At 71.4% G+C, this 18,339-nt stretch carries 20 protein-coding genes; 8 read left to right on the top strand and 12 right to left on the bottom strand.

The genetic code is table 11. The features are described from left to right. Positions 1–32: 32 nt before the first annotated feature. Entirely contained in the window at positions 33–686 is a 654-nt protein-coding gene (locus ABT158_RS41165; RefSeq protein WP_352363128.1) for an NIPSNAP family protein, read from the bottom strand. Between the two features lie 214 nt (positions 687–900). Between ABT158_RS41165 and ABT158_RS41170 the strand changes: the two genes are divergently transcribed. From ABT158_RS41170 to ABT158_RS41180, 3 genes are all read left to right on the top strand, one after another. Then, on the top strand, positions 901–1,158 hold the full coding sequence (locus tag ABT158_RS41170) for a hypothetical protein (RefSeq protein WP_352363130.1): 258 nt from the start codon (positions 901–903) through the stop codon (positions 1,156–1,158). Between the two features lie 32 nt (positions 1,159–1,190). Next, positions 1,191–1,448, top strand: a complete 258-nt coding sequence (locus ABT158_RS41175; RefSeq protein ID WP_352363132.1) for a hypothetical protein — start codon at positions 1,191–1,193, stop codon at positions 1,446–1,448. A gap of 90 nt (positions 1,449–1,538) precedes the next feature. Next, positions 1,539–2,354, top strand: a complete 816-nt coding sequence (locus ABT158_RS41180; RefSeq protein ID WP_352363134.1) for an ATP-grasp domain-containing protein — start codon at positions 1,539–1,541, stop codon at positions 2,352–2,354. On the opposite strand, the gene ABT158_RS41185 is transcribed toward ABT158_RS41180, so the two are convergent. The 6 genes from ABT158_RS41185 to ABT158_RS41210 all read right to left on the bottom strand — a co-directional run bounded on the left by ABT158_RS41185 (position 2,355) and on the right by ABT158_RS41210 (position 8,236). Further along, entirely contained in the window at positions 2,355–3,101 is a 747-nt protein-coding gene (locus tag ABT158_RS41185; protein WP_352363135.1) for an SDR family oxidoreductase, read from the bottom strand. It lies immediately after the preceding gene. A 34-nt stretch (positions 3,102–3,135) separates the two neighbouring features. Beyond that, complete coding sequence (locus ABT158_RS41190; protein ID WP_352363137.1) at positions 3,136–4,341, bottom strand: ATP-grasp domain-containing protein; 1,206 nt, start codon at positions 4,339–4,341, stop codon at positions 3,136–3,138. Between the two features lie 28 nt (positions 4,342–4,369). After that, positions 4,370–5,665: a DUF2252 domain-containing protein gene (locus ABT158_RS41195; RefSeq protein ID WP_352363139.1), complete on the bottom strand. Its 1,296-nt coding sequence runs from the start codon at positions 5,663–5,665 to the stop codon at positions 4,370–4,372. Between the two features lie 63 nt (positions 5,666–5,728). Next, on the bottom strand, positions 5,729–6,502 hold the full coding sequence (locus tag ABT158_RS41200) for an SDR family oxidoreductase (RefSeq protein WP_352363141.1): 774 nt from the start codon (positions 6,500–6,502) through the stop codon (positions 5,729–5,731). 11 nt (positions 6,503–6,513) lie between these two features. Then, complete coding sequence (locus tag ABT158_RS41205; protein ID WP_352363143.1) at positions 6,514–7,635, bottom strand: acyl-CoA dehydrogenase family protein; 1,122 nt, start codon at positions 7,633–7,635, stop codon at positions 6,514–6,516. Next, positions 7,622–8,236, bottom strand: coding sequence for a flavin reductase family protein (locus ABT158_RS41210; protein WP_502911611.1), 615 nt, complete (start codon positions 8,234–8,236; stop codon positions 7,622–7,624). Before ABT158_RS41210 ends, ABT158_RS41205 begins: the two co-directional genes overlap by 14 nt. Before the next feature lie 169 nt (positions 8,237–8,405). Between ABT158_RS41210 and ABT158_RS41215 the strand changes: the two genes are divergently transcribed. Continuing rightward, positions 8,406–9,578 (top strand): thiolase C-terminal domain-containing protein, encoded by a 1,173-nt coding sequence (locus tag ABT158_RS41215; RefSeq protein WP_352363145.1) that lies wholly within the window; start codon positions 8,406–8,408, stop codon positions 9,576–9,578. Positions 9,579–9,581: 3 nt separating this feature from the next. Then, a complete protein-coding gene (locus ABT158_RS41220) occupies positions 9,582–10,025 on the top strand; it encodes a Zn-ribbon domain-containing OB-fold protein (RefSeq protein WP_352363147.1) in 444 nt (147 codons plus the stop codon). Positions 10,026–10,399: 374 nt separating this feature from the next. On the opposite strand, the gene ABT158_RS41225 is transcribed toward ABT158_RS41220, so the two are convergent. After that, positions 10,400–10,723 (bottom strand): hypothetical protein, encoded by a 324-nt coding sequence (locus ABT158_RS41225; RefSeq protein ID WP_352363149.1) that lies wholly within the window; start codon positions 10,721–10,723, stop codon positions 10,400–10,402. Positions 10,724–10,873: 150 nt separating this feature from the next. Between ABT158_RS41225 and ABT158_RS41230 the strand changes: the two genes are divergently transcribed. From ABT158_RS41230 to ABT158_RS41240, 3 genes are all read left to right on the top strand, one after another. Next, entirely contained in the window at positions 10,874–11,614 is a 741-nt protein-coding gene (locus ABT158_RS41230) for a GntR family transcriptional regulator (RefSeq protein ID WP_352363150.1), read from the top strand. A gap of 265 nt (positions 11,615–11,879) precedes the next feature. Next, on the top strand, positions 11,880–12,416 hold the full coding sequence (locus ABT158_RS41235; protein ID WP_352363152.1) for a GNAT family N-acetyltransferase: 537 nt from the start codon (positions 11,880–11,882) through the stop codon (positions 12,414–12,416). 168 nt (positions 12,417–12,584) lie between these two features. Then, positions 12,585–13,265 (top strand): copper homeostasis protein CutC, encoded by a 681-nt coding sequence (locus tag ABT158_RS41240; RefSeq protein WP_352363154.1) that lies wholly within the window; start codon positions 12,585–12,587, stop codon positions 13,263–13,265. Positions 13,266–13,284: 19 nt separating this feature from the next. On the opposite strand, the gene ABT158_RS41245 is transcribed toward ABT158_RS41240, so the two are convergent. From ABT158_RS41245 to ABT158_RS41260, 4 genes are all read right to left on the bottom strand, one after another. Further along, entirely contained in the window at positions 13,285–14,397 is a 1,113-nt protein-coding gene (locus ABT158_RS41245) for a DUF6986 family protein (protein WP_352363156.1), read from the bottom strand. A gap of 8 nt (positions 14,398–14,405) precedes the next feature. Beyond that, positions 14,406–15,728 (bottom strand): FAD-dependent oxidoreductase, encoded by a 1,323-nt coding sequence (locus tag ABT158_RS41250; RefSeq protein ID WP_352363158.1) that lies wholly within the window; start codon positions 15,726–15,728, stop codon positions 14,406–14,408. A 173-nt stretch (positions 15,729–15,901) separates the two neighbouring features. Continuing rightward, positions 15,902–17,419, bottom strand: coding sequence for an AMP-binding protein (locus ABT158_RS41255; protein ID WP_352363160.1), 1,518 nt, complete (start codon positions 17,417–17,419; stop codon positions 15,902–15,904). 16 nt (positions 17,420–17,435) lie between these two features. Beyond that, positions 17,436–18,339 (bottom strand): hypothetical protein (locus ABT158_RS41260; protein WP_352363162.1); only part of this gene is annotated, 904 nt, incomplete at its 5' end.

The raw sequence follows: 18,339 nt of genomic DNA on the forward strand, positions 1-18,339 counted from the left end.
TCCGCCGAGGCCCCGAGGGTTGGAAGAAGTCGTCAGCGCATCGACGACCGCGCGGTGGGACGCAGGCGCAGCCGCACCGGCGGGGCCGTCAGACGGGCGTCCAGCATGGGCAGGTCCGCCGGGCGCTCGTCCTCGGGCCGGGCGAACCGGGTGAACCACACGAACACGTTCTCCCCGGTCCGGACCGGCAGGCGGGGAAAGGTGTTCTCGGCGTGCTCGCTCTCCAGGCAGCCGACCGGCGGCGTCCCGGCCTCGGCCAAAGCGGGCGCGACCTGCCCCGCGAAGAACTCGGCGAAGCCCTCCCCGACGTGGCAGATCGTCGCGACGTACAGGGCGGCGGGCGGCTCGGCGGCGCCCGCGGGCGGCCGTTCCCAGGAGGGCAGCTCCGGACCGGACGGGCGGAGCAGCAGCACGTCGTCGGAGTCGATCATCGTGGCGTTGGCGGCGTCGCGGTGCGCCCGCCAGACGGGGCCGTCGTAGAAGCCCTCCAGCGCCGCCCGGCGCGCCTCCATGTCGGGGAAGGCGCGCAGCCAGGTGAAGGTGTCGGGCGCGTCGGGATCGCGGAAGGTGCCCGCGACGCGCATGCCGAGCGCCTCCTGCGGCTCGACGAACTCGCGCTCGAACAGCGTGATCAGGGTGTCGCGCCGTCCGGGGTGAAGGGTGTACCGCCGTAGTTCGTAGATCATGGCCGGACGTTAGGGCGGGATCACTGCCACCTCATGTCAGGGTCGGCGGCGAACAATGTTCTGATAACTCTGTGCTACCGATTGGCAACGCAGAGTTATATAGTCGCATTGACCTTGCTCCCAATGGGTCACAGAAGGTCAAAAGGGGGCGGCGGCTGTCCAGGGCCCTGGCGCCCGCCGCCTCGCAGGGGTCCACACCGGTGAAGGAGCAGAAGTGATCAAAAGGCTGTGCGCCGCAGGTGCCGTGCTGGCCGCGGCCGCCGGCGTCGCCATAGCGGCCGTTCCCGCCCACGCTGACACCTGGTCCGACAACTGGAGCAGCAACAGCGACTCGTCGCAGTCGGGCAACAACTTCGGCGACGTCTCCGCGGCCAACCGTGGTGGCTGGGACTCGACCAACGTCAACAACATCAACGGCGTCGCGACCACCGCCACCGACGGCGGCATCGCGGTGACCTACATCTTCTACTGACCTCCGTACAGCTCCGAGGAAGGGACATCGACATGATGAAGAAGCTCTGCGTGACCACCGGCGCCGTCGCCGCGGCCGCCGCCCTGACGCTCCTGTCCGCCCCGGCCCACGCCGACGTCACCGCGGGCAACTCCAGCTCCAACCACGACACCTCCCAGTCGGGCAACAACTTCGGCAACGTCGTGAACGTCAACGTGAGCGGCACCGACGCCACCAGCGTCAACAACGTCAACGGCAACGCCACGACCGCCACCGACGACAGCCACGCCGGCACCAGCGTCGACTCCTAGCCAGGCCCGGGGGCGCCCTCCGGCGCGGAGAGGGCGTCCCCGTGCGGGCCGGGTCGATACGGCCCGGCCCGCCCCCACTACCATCCCTGGATGACGAACTGTGCATATGTCACCTTTGATGACCCAACCGGCCAGGACGACGAGCGTGACCTCGCGCTCTCCCACTGGCACGCCAACGGCATCGAGGGCCGCGCCGAACGCTGGGACGACCCCGCGGCCGACTGGAGCGCCTATGACGCCGTCGTGGTGCGATCGGCCTGGGACTACATCGACCGGCGCGCGGAGTTCCTGGCCTGGGCCCGCCGCGTCGAGTCCGTCACCAAGCTGCTCAACCCGGCCGTCGTCCTGGAGGGCAACACCGACAAGACGTACCTGAGAGACCTGGGCGTGCCGACCGTGCCGACTCATTGGTCCGCCCACGACCTGCCCGACTGGCCCGAGTACGTCGTCAAGCCCGCGATCTCCGCCGGGGCCCGCGACACGACCAGGACCAACGACCGTGACAAGGCGGCCGAACTGGCCGCCGCGCTCCAGGCCGCGGGGCGGCAGCCGATGGTCCAGCCCTACCTCGACATGGTCGAGTCGGAGGGCGAGACCTCCCTGCTGTACTTCAACGGCCGCCTCAGCCACGCCGTCCGCCGCCATCCGATGCTGGCGGTGGGGGCCACCCTCGACCACAACGCGCGGGCCGAGCTCCGCACCCCGGCCCCGGACCAGGTCGACCTGGCCGAGAAGGTGCTCGCAGCCATTCCCCACGCCCTTCTCTACGCCAGGATCGACCTGGTCCGGCTGTCCGACGGCACGCCGGTGGTCATCGAACTGGAGCTGACCGAGCCGTACCTGTTCCTGCGGTACGCGCCGGACGCCCCGGCGAACTTCGCCAGGGCTCTGGGCGAGCTGGTCTGATCAGCAGGAGATGCCGCCGTCCACCGGGATGACCGTGCCCGTCAGGTACGAGCCCGCCCGCGAGGACAGGAAGACGGCCGCGCCCGCCATGTCGTCGGGGCGGCCGATCCGTCCCAGGGGCACGGTCGAGGCGATGGCGGCGCGGGTGGAGGGGGCGTCCAGGGCGAAGGCCATCATCTTGGAGTCGAACGGGCCCGGGGCGATGGCGTTGACCGTGATGTGCTCCTTGGCCAGCTGCCTGGCCAGGTGACGGGTCAGCATGTGCACGGCCGCCTTGGTGGAGGAGTAGGCGTAGCTCTCCAGGGCGGGCACCCGGATGCCGTCGATCGAGCCCACGTTGATCACCCGGGCCGGGTCGTCCGGGCCGGCCGCCTGGCGCAGGTTCGGCAGGAACTTCTGGGTCAGGTAGAAGACGCCCTTGACGTTGATGTCCCAGAGCTTGTCGAAGGCGTGCTCCGGATACTCCTCCAGAGGCGCGCCCCAGGTGGCGCCGGCGTTGTTGACCAGCACGTGCAGCGGGCCGCCGACCGCCGTGACCAGCGTGTCCACCCCCTCGGGCGTGGACAGGTCGGCCTGGACGGCCGTGCAGCCCAGCTCGGCGGCGGTCTTGTCGACCTCCGCCGCCTTGCGTGCCGATATGACGACGGTCGCGCCGGCCGCCACGAACCCGGCGGCGATCATGCGGCCGATGCCGCGCGAACCGCCGGTGACGACGACCGTCTTGCCTTCCACCGAGAACAGACTCATGTTCCGGAAGCATGCCATACCGACTGGTCGGTTACTAGCTGCCCTCGTCCTTCACCCAGAGTCGCAGCAGCCCCCGGAAGTGCTCGGTGAACCGCTCGCGCTCGACCGCCGGGTACGTGGCCGCGACCGTGTCGACCAGCAACCGGTCGAACTCCGGCCCGGCCACCCAGTCCAGCACGATCTCGTCGAGGTGCCCCAGGTGCGTACGGCAGAACTCCTCGTACCGGTCCACCTCGAAGTACCGGTCGGCCAGCTTCCGGTACTGGGCCAGCCGTTCCCCGTAGTCGCCGGTGACCTCGAAGTAGTCGTGCGTCTCCAGGTCGATGCGCGGCCGGCGGCGGGTGGCCACGCAGAACACGCTCCACTTCACCAGCGCCTTGATCGCCCAGGGGAAGTAGTAGTGCAGGCTGGTCAGGGCCACGTCGGGGCAGGCGTTGGCGTAGTCGATCGGGTGCACGTCGGCGCCCTTGACCAGCGTCTCGCAGGAGTTGAACTCCCAGCGGAAGAACGCGTTCACCAGCCGCCCGACGGTGACGACCTCCTCGCCCACGGACGGCGAGAGGAACTCGTGGTCCACGGCGTACCGGGCGTGCATCGGCTCGTCGGGGCGGAAGCGCATGACCATGGTCTCCGCGCCGATCGACAACGACCTGGCGAAGGCGTCGTAGCCCTCGACGGACTGCTGGAGGTGCATGAGCATCTCGCCGCTCTGGTCGTAGGCGCGGTGCAGCTCGTCGCGGTCGCGGACGCGGGAGACGCCCCGCCAGGCGCCGCCGTCGTACGGCTTCATGAACAGCGGATAGCCGATGCGCTCGGCGACCGCGTCGAGGTCGAAGGCCCGGTTGTAGCGCTCGGCGGTGTAGGCGTAGCGGGAGTTGTCCAGCGGGTTCTTGTACGGCACCAGCACCGTCTCCGGCACCTTGAGCCCGAGCCGCATCATCGCGCAGTAGGCCGCGTGCTTCTCCATCGACTGGAACGTGAACGGGCTGTTCAGCAGATAGACGTCGTCCATCATGGCGATCTTCTTCAGCCACTCGCGGGGGTGGTAGTACCAGTACGCCAGCCGGTCGATCACCAGCTCGTGACGTGGCTTGGCGCGCAGGTCGAACGGCTCGATCGTGATGCGCTCGACGTCGAACTCGCCCACCCCCTTGATCGGCCCCAACCGGCGTAACACGGTCTCGAACGCCGCCGGCCAGTCCTCCTCGGTCCCCAGCAGCAGCCCAATGAGATGACGCACGATGCTCCTCCGCGGCCGCCGCGAGGGCTCACAGGCCGGGCAGGCGACCGTTCCTGAACAGGTCGACGAACCGTTGATGGTCTTCACGAGCCTGTGCCCCATATCGGTGGGCGAAATCCACCAACATGCCGATGAATCCGGATTGATCGCCGTTGATGACCGCGACGATCGCCTCCTCCGTCGAGAAGTCCACCAGGTCGTGGCTGGACTCGTCGTCGGCCACCGAGTGCATGCGGGCCACCGCCCGTCCCAGGTCGCGCATGATGGAACGCAGCTCGTCGGGCTCGTTGACGTCGTCCCAGTCGAGGTCGGCCGAGTACGGCGACACCTCGGCCACGAGCTGGCCCACCCCGTCGAGCGAGGCGTACCCGAGCCACGGGTCGGCGTAGGCCTGCAGCGCCCGCTGCGACTCGGCCGTGCGGTGGCCCTGGTGCAGGAAGTAGGAGGCCGCCTTCTCGTTGTCGACGTACCGGGCCACGGCCGGCGCCTGGGCCTGCTTCATGTAGAGGATGACGTCGTTCTCCAGCGCCTGCGAACGCCCCTCCAGCAGCAGGTTGTACGACGGCAGCCCCGCCGACCCGATGCCCACGCCCTTGCGCAGCGCCACGTCCTTGACGACGTGCTCGACCGGGCTGGACGGCGTGGGCAGCGTCCCCAGGTAGCCCTCGAACGCCGCCAGCACCCGCTCCCGGGTCGCCACGTCGACCTCCTCCCGGCCGTCCATGAGGGCGAAGCGCCGGTCGTAGTCCTCGATCACGGTCTCCACGTCGAGCATCGCCACCCGCGTGCTGAGCCGCGCCGTCTGCAGCACCCGGTGCAGCACGCCGCCGGTGGTCTCCAGGGTGAGCGAGCCGATGGCGTCGTCGCCGCCGGTCGCGATGCCGTGCAGCTCGGCCAGGTACGCCCGCGCGAACTCGGTCACCAGCGCACTGATCGTCTCGTCCGACAGCGCCTTGGCGTAGCCGATCAGCGCCACGCTGGCGGCGAAGCGCTTGAGGTCCCAGACGTAGGGGCCGACGTAGGCCTCGTCGAAGTCGTTGACGTTGAAGACCAGCACCCCGGAGGCGTTCATGTACGTGCCGAAGTTCTCGGCGTGCAGGTCGCCGTGGATCCACACCCGGCCCGTGGGCTCGTCGAGGTAGGAGCCGTCGGCGAAGTCGCCGGTCAGGTCGGCGTAGAACAGGCCGGCGCTGCCCCGGTAGAAGGCGAAGGGGGAGGCCGCCATCTTGCGGAACTTGCGCCGGAAGGCGGCCGGGTCCCGTTTGATCGACTCGCCGAACTCGCTGATCAGGACGTCGAGCAGGAAGGAGGAGCGTGTGCCCATGCAACGGACGGTAGCCCGCCCGATGCCCGCCGCCTACCCCGAATTCTCCCTGACAGGGCCAGGTCAGGGATGTTGCGAGGACACCGAGACGGTCTCGCCGGTCATGTACGAGGAGTAGTCGCTGGCCAGGAAGACGATCACGTTGGCCACCTCCCACGGCTCGGCCGACCGTCCGAACGCCTCCTTGGCGGCCAGCTCCGCCAGCAGCTCCTCGCTCGTCACCTTCGCCAGGAAGGGGTGCACGGCCAGTGACGGCGCCACCGCGTTCACCCGTACGCCGTGCTCGGCGACCTCCAGCGCGACGCACCTCGTCAGGGCCATCACCCCGGCCTTGGCCGCCGCATAGTGCGCCTGCCCGCGCTGCGCCCGCCAGCCGGCCACCGAGGCGTTGTTCACGATCACGCCGGAGCCCTGGCCGATCATGTGCCGGACCGCCGCCCTGGTGCAGCGCATGGTGCCGTTGAGGGTGACGTCGAGGACCGCGTGCCACTGCTCGTCGGTCATCTCGGCCAGCGGGGCCGTACCGCCGAGGCCGGCGTTGTTGATCACCACGTCGAGCCGGCCGTGCGCCTCCACCACCGCGTCGAACAGCGCCAGCACCTGCGGCTCCGACGTCACGTCGCACGGGACCGCCAGGGGCTTGACGCCGGTCAGCTCGGTCAGCGCCTCGGCGGCGGCGGCCAGACGGCGCTCGTGCCGGTCGGACAGGACGATCGTGGCCCCCTCCTCGGCGCAGCGCCTGGCGGTGGCGTAGCCGATGCCCGCGCCCGCGGCGGCGGTCACCAGCGTGACCTTGCCGTCGAGCAGACCGTGCGACTTCGGATAGGGCGGTGCCATCCGTGCTCCAATCAGCGGGGGAGTCCAAGAGTGCGCTCGGCGATGATGTTCCGCTGGATCTCACTCGACCCGGCATAGATCGTGTCCGCCCGGCTGAACAAATACAAGCGCTGCAGGTCGTTCAGGCCGTCCGCCGCCACGAGCCCGGCCTTCCCCTGCACCTCCTGCGCCAGCTCGCCCAGCCGGCGATGCCACTCCGACCAGTAGAGCTTGGCGATCGACACCTCCGGGCCCGGGTCCGGGCCCAGCATCCGCAGGGCGTTCAGCCGCATGATCTCCAGCTCCAGCCACGAGCGGACGAGCCGGTCGCGCAGCACCGGGTCCTCGTCCGCCCCGCTCCGCCGGGCGGTCGCGATCACCTCGGCCAGCTCCCGCCGGAACCCGATCTGCTGCCCCAGCGTGGACGCGCCGCGCTCGTGGCCCAGCGTGGCCATGGCCACCCGCCAGCCGTCGCCCGGCGCCCCGAGCAGGTTCCCCGCCGCCGTGCGGGCGCCGTCGAAGAACACCTCGTTGAACTCGGAGGTGCCGGTGAGCTGCCTGATCGGGCGCACGGTGACGCCCGGCCCGCCCATCGGCACCAGCAGGTACGACAGCCCGCGATGCCGCTGCGAGCCCTCCTCGGTCCGGCACAGGACGAAACACCAGTCGGCGACGTGGGCCAGCGACGTCCACACCTTCTGCCCGGTGATCACCCACTCGTCGCCTTCGAGCCGCGCCCTGGTCCGGACGTTGGCCAGGTCGGACCCGGCCTCGGGCTCGGAGTAGCCCTGGCACCACAGCTCCTCGCCGCGCTGGATCGGCGGGAGGAACCGGTCCTTCTGCTCGTCGGTGCCGAACTCCAGGATGGTCGGGCCGATCAGCCCCTCGCCGATCAGGCCGACCCGGGCGGGGGCGCCGGCCCTGGCGTACTCCTCGTAGAAGGCGACCTGGTCGTCGAGGGAGGCGGCCCGGCCGCCGTACCGCTCGGGCCAGCTCAGGCAGGTCCAGCCGGCCTGGCCGAGCCGGCGTTCCCAGGCCAGGCGCAGGTCGTGCCCCTCGTGCTCCCTGCCGGGACCGCCGAGACCGCGGACGTGCGCGAACTCGCCGGACAGGCTCTCCTCCAGCCAGGCGCGGGCCTGCTCACGAAGGCTCAACAAAGCCCCCGTAGCCGCCCTGGAAGAAGACCAGGGGGCCGCCGTCGGCGTGCGTGTCGAGCTGCAGCACCCGGGCCACCACGATCATGTGGTCGCCGGCCGGGTGCTCGGCCTCGATCACGCAGTCGAGCCAGGCCAGCGCGCCTTCGAGCACCGGGTTGCCGCCGGGGGAGCCGGTCCAGGCCAGGCCGGCGAACTTGTCGCCGCCCTTGGCCGCCATCTGTGCGCAGACCGGCTGCTGGTGCTCGGCCAGCACGTTCACGGTGACGACCTTCGCGCCGCGCACCCGGGGCCAGCTCGTGCTGGTGTGGGCCACGCAGAAGGCCACCAGCGGCGGGTCGAGCGAGACGGAGGTGAAGGAGTTGGCCGCCAGGCCGCACGGCTGGTCGGTCGCCGGGTCGAGGGCGGTGATCGCCACCACGCCGGTCGCGAACCTGCCGAGGACCTGACGGAACCGGCGGCTGTCGACGTGGCCGTTCCCGTTGTGCTGTGTAGGGCCGGGCGGCATGGCGGCTCCGTTACGAGTCCTGCTGCGCTGGTAGGGCGTCGGAAGGCCGCGACAGCCGTCCGGCGCGATGAGCCGGGCAGCGTGTGTGCTCATGGGGTCCGCCTCCTCGTCACCGACTGCGCCCATCATACATACCAAGCGCTTGCTTGGACACTAGGCTCGTTCCGGAGACCCTGTCAACCCGCCCGGAGCCCGCTCGCTGTCCCGCGGCCAGGTCGTCCGTGGTTGACATGGGGAAAAGGGCGGACATAGCGTGACCTCTGTGCCCAAGCGCTTGCTTGATTTCCGGGATGTGACCGCCGTCGCGGGGATCGGCTACACCCCCTTCACCAAGAACTCGGGCGTCAGCACCCTCACCCTGGCCTGCCGCGCCGTCCTGGCCGCCCTCGACGACGCCGGCCTGCCCCCGGACGCCGTGGACGGCCTGGCCACCCACCGCGTCGGCGACTCGGCCCCGCCCTCCCTGGTGGCCCCCGCCCTCGGCCTGCCCGACCTCGCCTGGCACCTCGACCAGTTCGGCGGCGGCAGCGTCTCGCACGCCGTCGTCGGCCAGGCCGCCCTGGCCGTGGCCACCGGGATGGCCGAGACCGTCGTCTGCTACCGCGCGATCAACGCCCGTTCCGAGTTCCGCATGGGCGGCACCGGGCGCGGCGTGCCGGTCAGCCCCGAGGTCCAGTACCAGGCCCCGTACGGCTACTTCGCCCCGCCGCAGCAGTACGCCATGTACGCCCGCGCCCACATGCTCCGGTACGGCACCAGGCCCGAGCACTTCGGCCGCGTCGCCGTCACCCAGCGCGCCAACGCGGTCAGGAACCCGCGGGCCCTCATGCGCACCCCGATCACGCTGGAGGACTACCTGGCCAGCAGGTGGATCGCCGAGCCGTTCCGCCTCCTGGACTGCTGCCTGGAGACCGACGGCGCCTGCGCCCTCGTCGTCACCACCGCCGAACGCGCCCGCGACCTGCGCCGCCACCCCGTCCTGATCTCGGCGGCGGCCTGGGGCGGCGGCACGTCCCACCTGTCGGGCACGGGCCCGGCCGACCCCACAGTGACCGCGGCCGCCGCCCTGGCCCCCCGCCTGTACACGCAGGCCGGCCTGGGCCCCGGCGACGTGGACGTGGCCGAGATCTACGATTGCTTCACGTACTCGGTGATCGTGCAGCTGGAGGACTACGGCTTCTGCGCCAAGGGCGAGGGCGGCCCGTACGTGGAGTCGGGCGCCACGGCCCCGGACGGCGAGCTGCCCGTGAACACCCACGGCGGATTCCTGTCGGAGGGGTACGTGCACGGCGTCAACCACGTCGCCGAGGCGGTCGCCCAGCTCCGGGGCGAGGCCGGCGACCGTCAGGTGCCCGGCGCCGAGGTGGCGCTCTCGACGGCCCAGCCCGGCTACATCCTGCCCGCCACCTCCGCGCTGATCCTCAGGAGGTCGTGACCCATGACCCACGGTCCCCGTCCCGAGCCCGACCGCGACTCCGCCGGGTGGTGGGAGCGCCTGGCGCGGGAGGGGTTCGCGGTGCAGCGCTGCGACGGCTGCGGCACCGCGCGCTTCCCGGCGCGGGCCTTCTGCCCGTCCTGCCGGGGCGAGGCGTGGCGGTGGCTCCCGGTGCCGGCCGAGGGCGTGGTCGAGAGCTGGATCGTCAACCGCCGGGCCTTCCTGCCGGGCTCGGGGGAGCCGTACGTCGTGGTGATGGTCCGGCTGGACGCCGTCCCCGGCTGCCTGGTGCACGGGAACTGGCGCGGCGCCGCGCCCGAGCCGCTGCCCGGCCAGCGCGTACGAGGGGTGCGCACGCGCATCGACGACCGGCTGACCCTGCTCGACTGGGAGCCCCTGGACGGGGACGCGGATGCCCATTCGCCCGAGCGCACATCCTCCCGCTGATCGGTCCAGAACCGGACATTCGATTCGTACCGGAAATTCCCACCAGTCCCACCATTGCGAAGGTGCCTACAGGTTGGCCCGCGAGGGTTGATGATGAAGCTGAGGCGTCAACCATGGAGGCGACCCGGACGTGGCGGCGTACGTGTGCGGTAGCGACTCGGCGACAGACGTGACACCGAGGTCACGACCGCTGACTCCTGCCGCCGGCCCGGGCCTGGCTCGGATGGCGCGCAGCCCTCCGGGCGCGGGGGCGGTACGGCGGCGCAAGAGGGTCCCTCGGAGGAAGGCGCGTCCTGGCGGGCGTGGGGGACCCGCCAGGACGCGCTTCCTGCCCCGTGCGCGGCGACGCCAGGACTCCGGCGAGGGATGGAGTCCTAGGCCGCGAGTTCGCGCACGGAGTCGGTGGGGGTGTGCGAAGGCACGTGCCGCCGGTGACGAACGGTGCTGCGTCGAGCCGCACCGACAGGGTCATCGATGGGGTGCGTGACGGGGGCGCCACCCTCCTCGTTCCAGACAAAGGATCCGTCTATGCACCACACGGTCAGTTCGGTCGACACCGAGAGCACGGACATCGCCTTTTCCTTGCTCTGGTGCTTGTGGGAGAACCCGTCGCGCCGCAACGCGTAACGCAGTGAACGAGTTGCTTCGCGGGGGTCCTGCCAGGGCAGGAACGGCGTGTCCGAGTGAACCGGCAACACTTGGCCTCCACCCCCTCACCGGCCTTTAGATGGATTTGTACCAACGAATGGATGATGGGCCGGTCGAGGGGCTTCGGTCAAGGGGTTGTGGCCTGCTAGAACCAGATCGTCTAAATTGTTGGAACAAAAGGGGTGAAAGTGGCAAGGTCGGTGCTGTATCAGCAGGTGGCGGCGGAATTGCGTCGAGCCATCTACTCGGGTGTCCTCGGCCCCGGGGCGCAGCTGCCGACCGAGGCACAGCTCATGGAAGACCACGGGGTGAGCAGGAACACCGTCAGGCTGGCTCTCGGGGAGCTCGTCAACGAGGGGCTGGTCACGCGCACGCCGAGGCGCGGCACGGTGGTCCGCGACCGCAGGCCGCTGCTCATCTACCCGCAGCGCGAGCTGGAGCCGCAGCCCACCGGAGAACTGAAGGAGGCCTTCGCCTACGCCGTTGCGCAGGAAGGCCGGGCCCCGAGCCAGTACATTGAAGTGCTGACGGTTTCTCCCGTCGAGGAGATCGCCAGCAGGCTGGAACTGGCCGACGGAGAGCTGGCGGTCGTGCGTCGCCGCCTGCGGTTCGTCGACGGCCAGCCGTACAACACCAACGACTCCTACTTCCCCCGTGATCTGGTCGCCGACTCCGAGATCGCCAGGCCCGGAGACATCGCGCGAGGGGCGAACAGGGTTCTGGAAGAACTCGGGCACGCGCAGATACGCGTCGTCGACGACATCTGGGCCCGCATGCCCAACCAGGAGGAGGCCGAGCGCCTCCAACTCGAACTCGGCACGCCAGTCATGGTCTACGTCCGAGTCGGATACGACGGGGCCGACATGCCAGTGCGTGTCGCTGTGTCGGTGCTGCCCGCCGACAAACATCTGATCAGATACGAGCTCGATCGTCGCCGCTGACGGGCTCGGTTGAAGGGGTGATCCCGCCGGCCGGGCGCAGCGAGAAAGCCGCCTCGCTGGCCTAGGGGAGTCGTGCATACTCCCCTAAATCGCCATTTATCCATATATATCGGGTTGAGGACCCATATCGCCCCTGCGCGACATTGCGTCATCACGCTGTGTGTCGGCATGGGCACCCAACGCATCGAAGGGCTGTATTATGCACACAAACACCCTCCTTCACCCGCTCGCACTCCGGCGCGCGGAGCCCGCGGACCTTCCCGGCGTGCTCAGGCTTCTCGCGGACACCGCCGAGTGGCTGCACACCCAGGGAGTGCGGCAGTGGCCGCGGCAGGGATTCGGCCCCGAGCGCATCGAGCCGCTCATCGAGGAGCGGGTCCTGTACCTGCTCGACGACGAACTGCGCTATCTCGACCCCGACGTCCAGGCCCCGCCCGTGGCGACCATCGCCCTCGACGGCAACGCCGACCCGGAGTTCTGGACCCCGGCCGACGACCCGGGGGCCGCGCTCTACGTCCACAAGCTGGCCGTGGCCAGGCCGTGGTCCGGCAGCGGGCTCGGCGACGCGCTTCTCGACTGGGCCTGCTCCGCGGCCCGTTCCGCCGGGCTGCCCTGGCTCCGGCTCGACTGCGCCAAGGCCAACCCGCGGCTGCAGGAGTACTACCGCATGCGCGGCTTCCGGCACATCCGTACCGTGGACCTGCCGCACCGCTCGTCCGGGGCCCTGTTCCAGCGGCCGTCGCGCGACCTGTCCACGACGGCCTTCCGTGACCTGACGGTCGCGGAGCTGATCAGCGCCTAGCGAACCCCTCTGGCCGGACCCGGTCCGGAAGGGGGCCGGGTCCGGCCGGTGGTCGCGCGCCACCTCACCTCAGGCGGCAGGTCATCTCGTCGGCATGTACCGCAGCGGCCTCAATGGGCGCGTGCGTTTCCGGCGCAAGTGGACAGAGCGCCATATAACCTCTTTGCCATGACCGGATCCCTCCTTGAGGTGATCGCGCTCAATGTGCGCGACGCCGTGGCCGCCGAGCAGGGCGGCGCCGACCGCCTGGAGGTCGTCGCCGACATGGCGGCCGACGGGCTCACCCCTGCACCGGAGACGGTCGCCGCGATCGCCGCGGAGTGCCCCCTTCCCCAGATGGTGATGCTGCGCTGCGCGGCCAACTTCACCGCCGACCCCGACGTCCTGGACCGGCTGCGCCGCGACGCCAAGGCGCTCGCGCAGGCCGGCGCGGCCGGGTTCGTGTTCGGCTTCCTCGACGGCGCGGGCGCGGTCGACCTGGCGGCCACCGAGGCGCTCATCCACGCCGTCTCGCCGCTCCCGTGGACCTTCCACCGCGCGGTCGACCACGCCGCCGACGTGCAGGCGTCCTGGCGGGCCGTGCGGCTGCTGCCCAATCTGGCCACCGTGCTCACCTCCGGCTCCCCCCAGGGCGTCGGCGCGGGGCTGGCCACGCTCAGGTCCAGGGCCGAGGCCGGCGACGGGTCGATCATCCTGGCCGGCGGCGGGCTCAAGCCCGCTCACGTCCCCGACCTGCTGGACTACGGCATCCGCGCCTTCCACGTGGGCTCGGCCGTCCGGGCGAGCTGGACGGACCCCGTCGAGTGGCGGCTGGTCCGTCAGTGGCGCTCCCTGGTCGAGCGCGACTGAACCCTCCTTCCAGGGGCCCTCAGGGGCCCAGGACCGCGTCGGCGCGGCGAAGGGCGGCGGCCAGCGTCCTGACGGTGGCCGGCTCGTCCATGACGCCGCCCCCGGCCGCCCGCCGCTCCTCCCAGGCCCGTACGCGCTCCCGGTAGGAGTCGTAGTGGGCCAGGTGGAAGGCGTAGACGGTGGCGAACCTGCTGACGAGCTGCGCCGGATGCATGTCCCAGCCCTGGTGGAAGCCGTGGGCCAGGGAGTGGCCGACCAGCCGGGCGTGCCTGCCCCACAGGGCGTGGACGTCGTCCGCCCGGTCGGAGGCCGGCCCGGCGGCCAGCGAGCCGTCGGACAGCTCGACGCCGGTGCCCGCGAACGCCGTCTGCATCACGTGCCTGGCGTGGTCGCAGGCCGGATGGTCGAGCCGCTGCTCGTGCGGCGGCAGGCCGATGGCGGCGGTGTAGTCGAACACGCCGAAGTGCGCCGCGGCCAGCCGCCCGCCGAGCGTCCCGGGCAGCTCGGCCCGCAGGAAGGGCAGCGTCTGGGGAGCCTCCACCTGCATCTCGAAGCGCAGCCCGGCCAGGCCGAGCCGCGCCTCCAGCCGTTCCAGCACGCCCGCGAACTGCCCGAGGTACGCCTCCATCAGCACCTTCGGGAACGTCACCGTGAAACCCGCCGGCAGCTCGCCCGCCCGCTCCAGCACCCCGGTCAGGAAGCCGCCGAGCGTGCGCACCGACCTCGCCGGGTCGCCGTCGGCGAACGACTTCACCCGCAGCCCCCACCGCCGCGGCAGGGTCCCGGCGGCGTGCAGGTGGGCCACGGCCCGCGCGGCCCGTTCGGCGTGCCCGTCCTCCTCCTCGTGCGGGCGCACGCCGTAGCCGTCCTCGAAGTCGATGCGCAGGTCCTCGACCGGCTCGCGGGCCAGCTTGCCGAGCACCCGGTCGCGCACGCCGGGCGCGAACGCCTCCAGATGCGCCTCGGCCAGCGAGAGCGCCCGCCCTCCCCACTCGGCGACGGTCGAGGCGGAGAAACGGTCGGCGGGCACGTAGACGGTGTGGACCGGCTGCCGGCCCGGCTCGGCCATGGGGTAGCGGGCCTGCTGCACCGCGTGAACCTCGGCGAAGCCGGGCACGGGCTCGTCGTGCACGTACGGGCTCATTCCCGGTGGACGCAGGCGCGGAGCATGGTGTCGACGCCGACCAGCTTGACGCGCTCGCCCCGGCCGAGCGACCTGGCCAGCTCGCCCTCGGCCCGTTCGATGGCCAGCCAGTCGTCGTAGGTCACCGGCCGCACACCCCGCTCGGCCAGCAGCGACTCGACCGTCGGCCGCGACACCCGCGCGCCGCCCTCCAGGGACTCGCCCTCCAGATCGGCCAGCAGCGTGCGGACCGTCTCGGCGGCGTCGGACTTGTTGGTGCCGATGACGCCGGTCGGCCCGCGTTTGAGCCAGCCCGCCACGTACTCGCGCGGACGCACCCGGCCCGCCTCGTTGGGCACGGTCATGGTCCGCTCGGAGAACGGCACGCCGGGCAGCGGGACGCTCTGGTAGCCGACCGAGCGCAGCACCATGCCGACGGGCAGCGTCTCGTACTCACCGGTGCCGACGACGCGACCCTCCTCCGACAGGCGGGTGCGTTCGAGCCGGAGCCCCTCGACCCGGTCGGCGCCCAGGATCTCCACCGGCCGCAGCCAGAAGCGCACGTCGAGGCGGCGCGGCCGGCCCACGGGCTCGCGGCCGGCCCACGACTGCAGGACGTTGATGTTGCCCTGGACCTGCCGCGGGAAGTCGGCGCCGAGTACGGCCGCCTCGTCGGGGCGCACGCAGACGTCGGCGTTGGCCAGCTCGCCCAGCTCGCGCAGCTCCTTCAGGGTGAACTTGGCGTGCTCGGGCCCGCGCCTGCCGACCATGTGGATCGCCTTGACCTGGCTCTGGCTCAGCCGGTCGAGGACGTCGTGGGGCACGTCGGTGTGCCGCAGCTCGTCGGCGGTCTTGGCCAGCACGCGGACGACGTCGACGGCCACGTTGCCGACCCCGATCACCGCGACCTCGGAGCTGTCCAGGGTGAAGCGGCCGGGATCGACGTCGGGGTGGCCGCAGTACCAGTTGACGAAGTCGGTGGCCGCCACGCTGCCCGGCAGGTCCTCGCCGGGGATGCCGAGCCGCCGGTCGACCATCGCGCCCGTGCAGTAGACGACCGCGTCGTAGACGCCGAGCAGGTCCGCCACGGAGACGTGGTCGCCCAGCGTGACGCCGCCGAGGAAGCGCACCTGGGGCAGTTCGAGGACCCTGCGCAGGTAGTTCGCGATCGACTTGATCGAGGTGTGGTCGGGCGCCACGCCGTACCTGACCAGCCCGTACGGCGTGGGCAGCCGTTCCAGGACGTCGACCAGCACAGGCTCGGCCGACTGCTTGACCAGCGCCTCGGCCGTGTAGATCCCGGCCGGGCCCGACCCGATGACCGCCACGTGCAACGCCACGCTGCCTCCTCATGCCGGTGAAGGTACGACGCGGAGGACGCGTCCCTAGAGGTGCAACCGGCCCGTGTGCTCGATGTATCCCCGGTCGCCCGCAGGTGAACCCGTCTCCCGTGAATACCCGTCCAACCGGATTCTCGCTCACGGGGCCCCTCATGGCAGCCCCTGAAACGCCGCTATCCGGCGACGGCCCGCGAGCGCAGGGCGAGTTTGTCGACCTTGCCGTTGACGTTGACGGGCAGCGCGTCCACCACCTCGACGCGCTTGGGCACCTTGTAGTTTGACATGTTGGCCTTCGCCCAGGCCAGCAGCGCGCCGGCGGTGACGCGGGCGCCCGGCCGGGGCACCACGTACGCGACGCCGGCCTCGCCGGAGACCGGGTCGGGCACGCCGACCACGGCGGCTTGGGCCAGTGAGCCCTCGCGCAGCAGGAGCGACTCGACCTCGGCGGGGGAGACATTGAACCCGTTGACGATGTAGAGCTCCTTCTTCCTGTCCACGATGGCCAGGTTGCCCGCCTCGTCCAGCACGCCGACGTCGCCGGTGTGCAGCCAGCCGTCGGCGTCGATCACCTCGGCCGTCCTGCCGGGCTCGTCCCAGTAGCCGCGCATGACGCCGTAGCCGCGTTGCAGGATCTCGCCGCGCCGGCCGGGCGCGACCTCCTTGCCGTCGTCGTCCACGATCTTGACCTCGATGCCCGGGACGGCCCTGCCGGTGGTGTTCGCGATCACGTCGATGGGGTCGCCGGCCCGGGTCATGGACACGACCGTGCCCTCCATCAGCCCGTACGCGTTGATCATCCGTTCCAGGCCGACCCGCTCGGCCAGCCGGGTGATCAGCGTGGCGGGCACGGAGGCGGCCCCGCAGATGGCCACCCGCAGCGAGGAGACGTCCCAGTCGGCGCGGTCCAGCTCGTCCAGGATCCGGGCGAACAGGGTGGGCGGCCCGGCCAGGATCGTCACCTTCTCGGCGGAGATCAGCGACATCAGGGCGTCCGGCGAGAACACCGGGATCGGCAACATCGTGGCCCGCCGCAGCACGCACGCGACGAGCCCGGCGTTCAGCCCGAACCCGTGGTTGAACGGCGCGATCACCGGATAGCGATCGTGCTCGTCCAGCGTGACGATCTCCGCCCAGTCCCAGTAGCCGCGCAGGACCTGGGCGTGGTCGAGCATCACGCCCTTGGGCGTGCCCGTGGTGCCGGACGTGGACATGATCTCGCACAGGTCGCCGGGCCCGACCGCCAGCGCCCGTTCCTCGGCCGCCCGTCCGCTCACCCCGCCCGCGTCCAGCTCACCGGCCGCGCGCACGGCCACCCGGGCGTCCATGGGCGGCAGCAGGCCGGCGAGCGGCGGATCGCCGACGATGACGACCTTCACCCCGGTCCGGCCGATCAGCCCGGCCGCCTCGATGCCCTTGTACCGCGACGACAACGGCACGAGGACGGCCCCCGCGTCCCACACGCCGAACGCGTGCCGCACCCACGACGCCGAGTTCGGGCCCCAGATCGCCACCCGGTCACCGGGTTCCACGCCGAGGTCGATCAGCCCGCGGGCCACCTCGGCGGCTCCCCTCCTGAGCTCCGACAGCGTGACGCGCGTACCGCCCTCGACGACCGCGACGGTGTCCGGATGGCGTGCGGCCTGGTCGCGCAGCATGCGGGGGAGCGTCCCCCAGTCGGGCATCGATGCCATCGGCTACTCCGTCGCGCTAGCTGACGAGGGCCCTGTCCCGGCCGAGATGGTGGCCGCGCCGGTCGTCCACCGTGCCGGGCACGGGGGTCTCCAGGACGTCCTGGGCGATCCGCACGTCGATCGAGATCGGGGTCAGGGCGCGCACGGCCTGCTCGATCCTCGACCGCCACATCGGGTTCCTGACCAGGCCCTCCCGGCCGAACGAGACGGTCAGGGCGGCGGCGTCCAGGGTGCCCTGGCGTTCGACCGACAGCTCCCAGCCGGTCACGCCGTCGATCTTCGACAGCGCCTTCTCGACCCGCGGCAACGCCAGCCACACGCCCCTGACCAGCACGTGGTCGCCGACGGTGTGCGCGGGCGCGGGCAGGCCGGAGCCGCCGGAGCCGCCGGCCCTGGCCACCAGGCCGGTCCTGAGCACGGCGTCGCCCAGCGTGGAGTGCCCGGACGGCGTGAGGACCAGCTCGGCCAGCGCGTCCTGCGGGCCGGCCGGGTCGTCCTTGGTCAGCGAGGCGAGGCCCAGCAGGCCGTCCGCGAGCGGGGCGAGCGGCGCGTCCTCGTCGGACCTGAACGCGAGCGCGGCCCCGCCGAACGGGCTGGCGAGCACTTCGGTGACCGCGCAGCCGAACTCGCCGGCCAGATGTCCCATCGTCCGCCTGGAGGCGATCTCGCCGGTCAGGACGATGTGGTCGAGCCCGAGGTCGAGCGGGTCGAGGAGGAACTCCAGGTGCAGGCGGGCCAGCAGGTCCATCGCGCCCGTCGGCGTGCTGACCAGCGTGGTCGCGCCGAGCGCGGTCAGCGCGTGGTGCAGGCGCAGGCGGCCGCGCGGCCCGACCACGCTCGTCAGCACGCCGCCGGGCGCGATGGACCTGCAGGCCCGCCTGCACCTGGAGTTCCTCCGCGACCCGCTCGACGTCGGGGTC

Source organism: Nonomuraea sp. NPDC001636 (genome assembly GCF_040298265.1).
Classification (GTDB): Bacteria; Actinomycetota; Actinomycetes; order Streptosporangiales; family Streptosporangiaceae; genus Nonomuraea.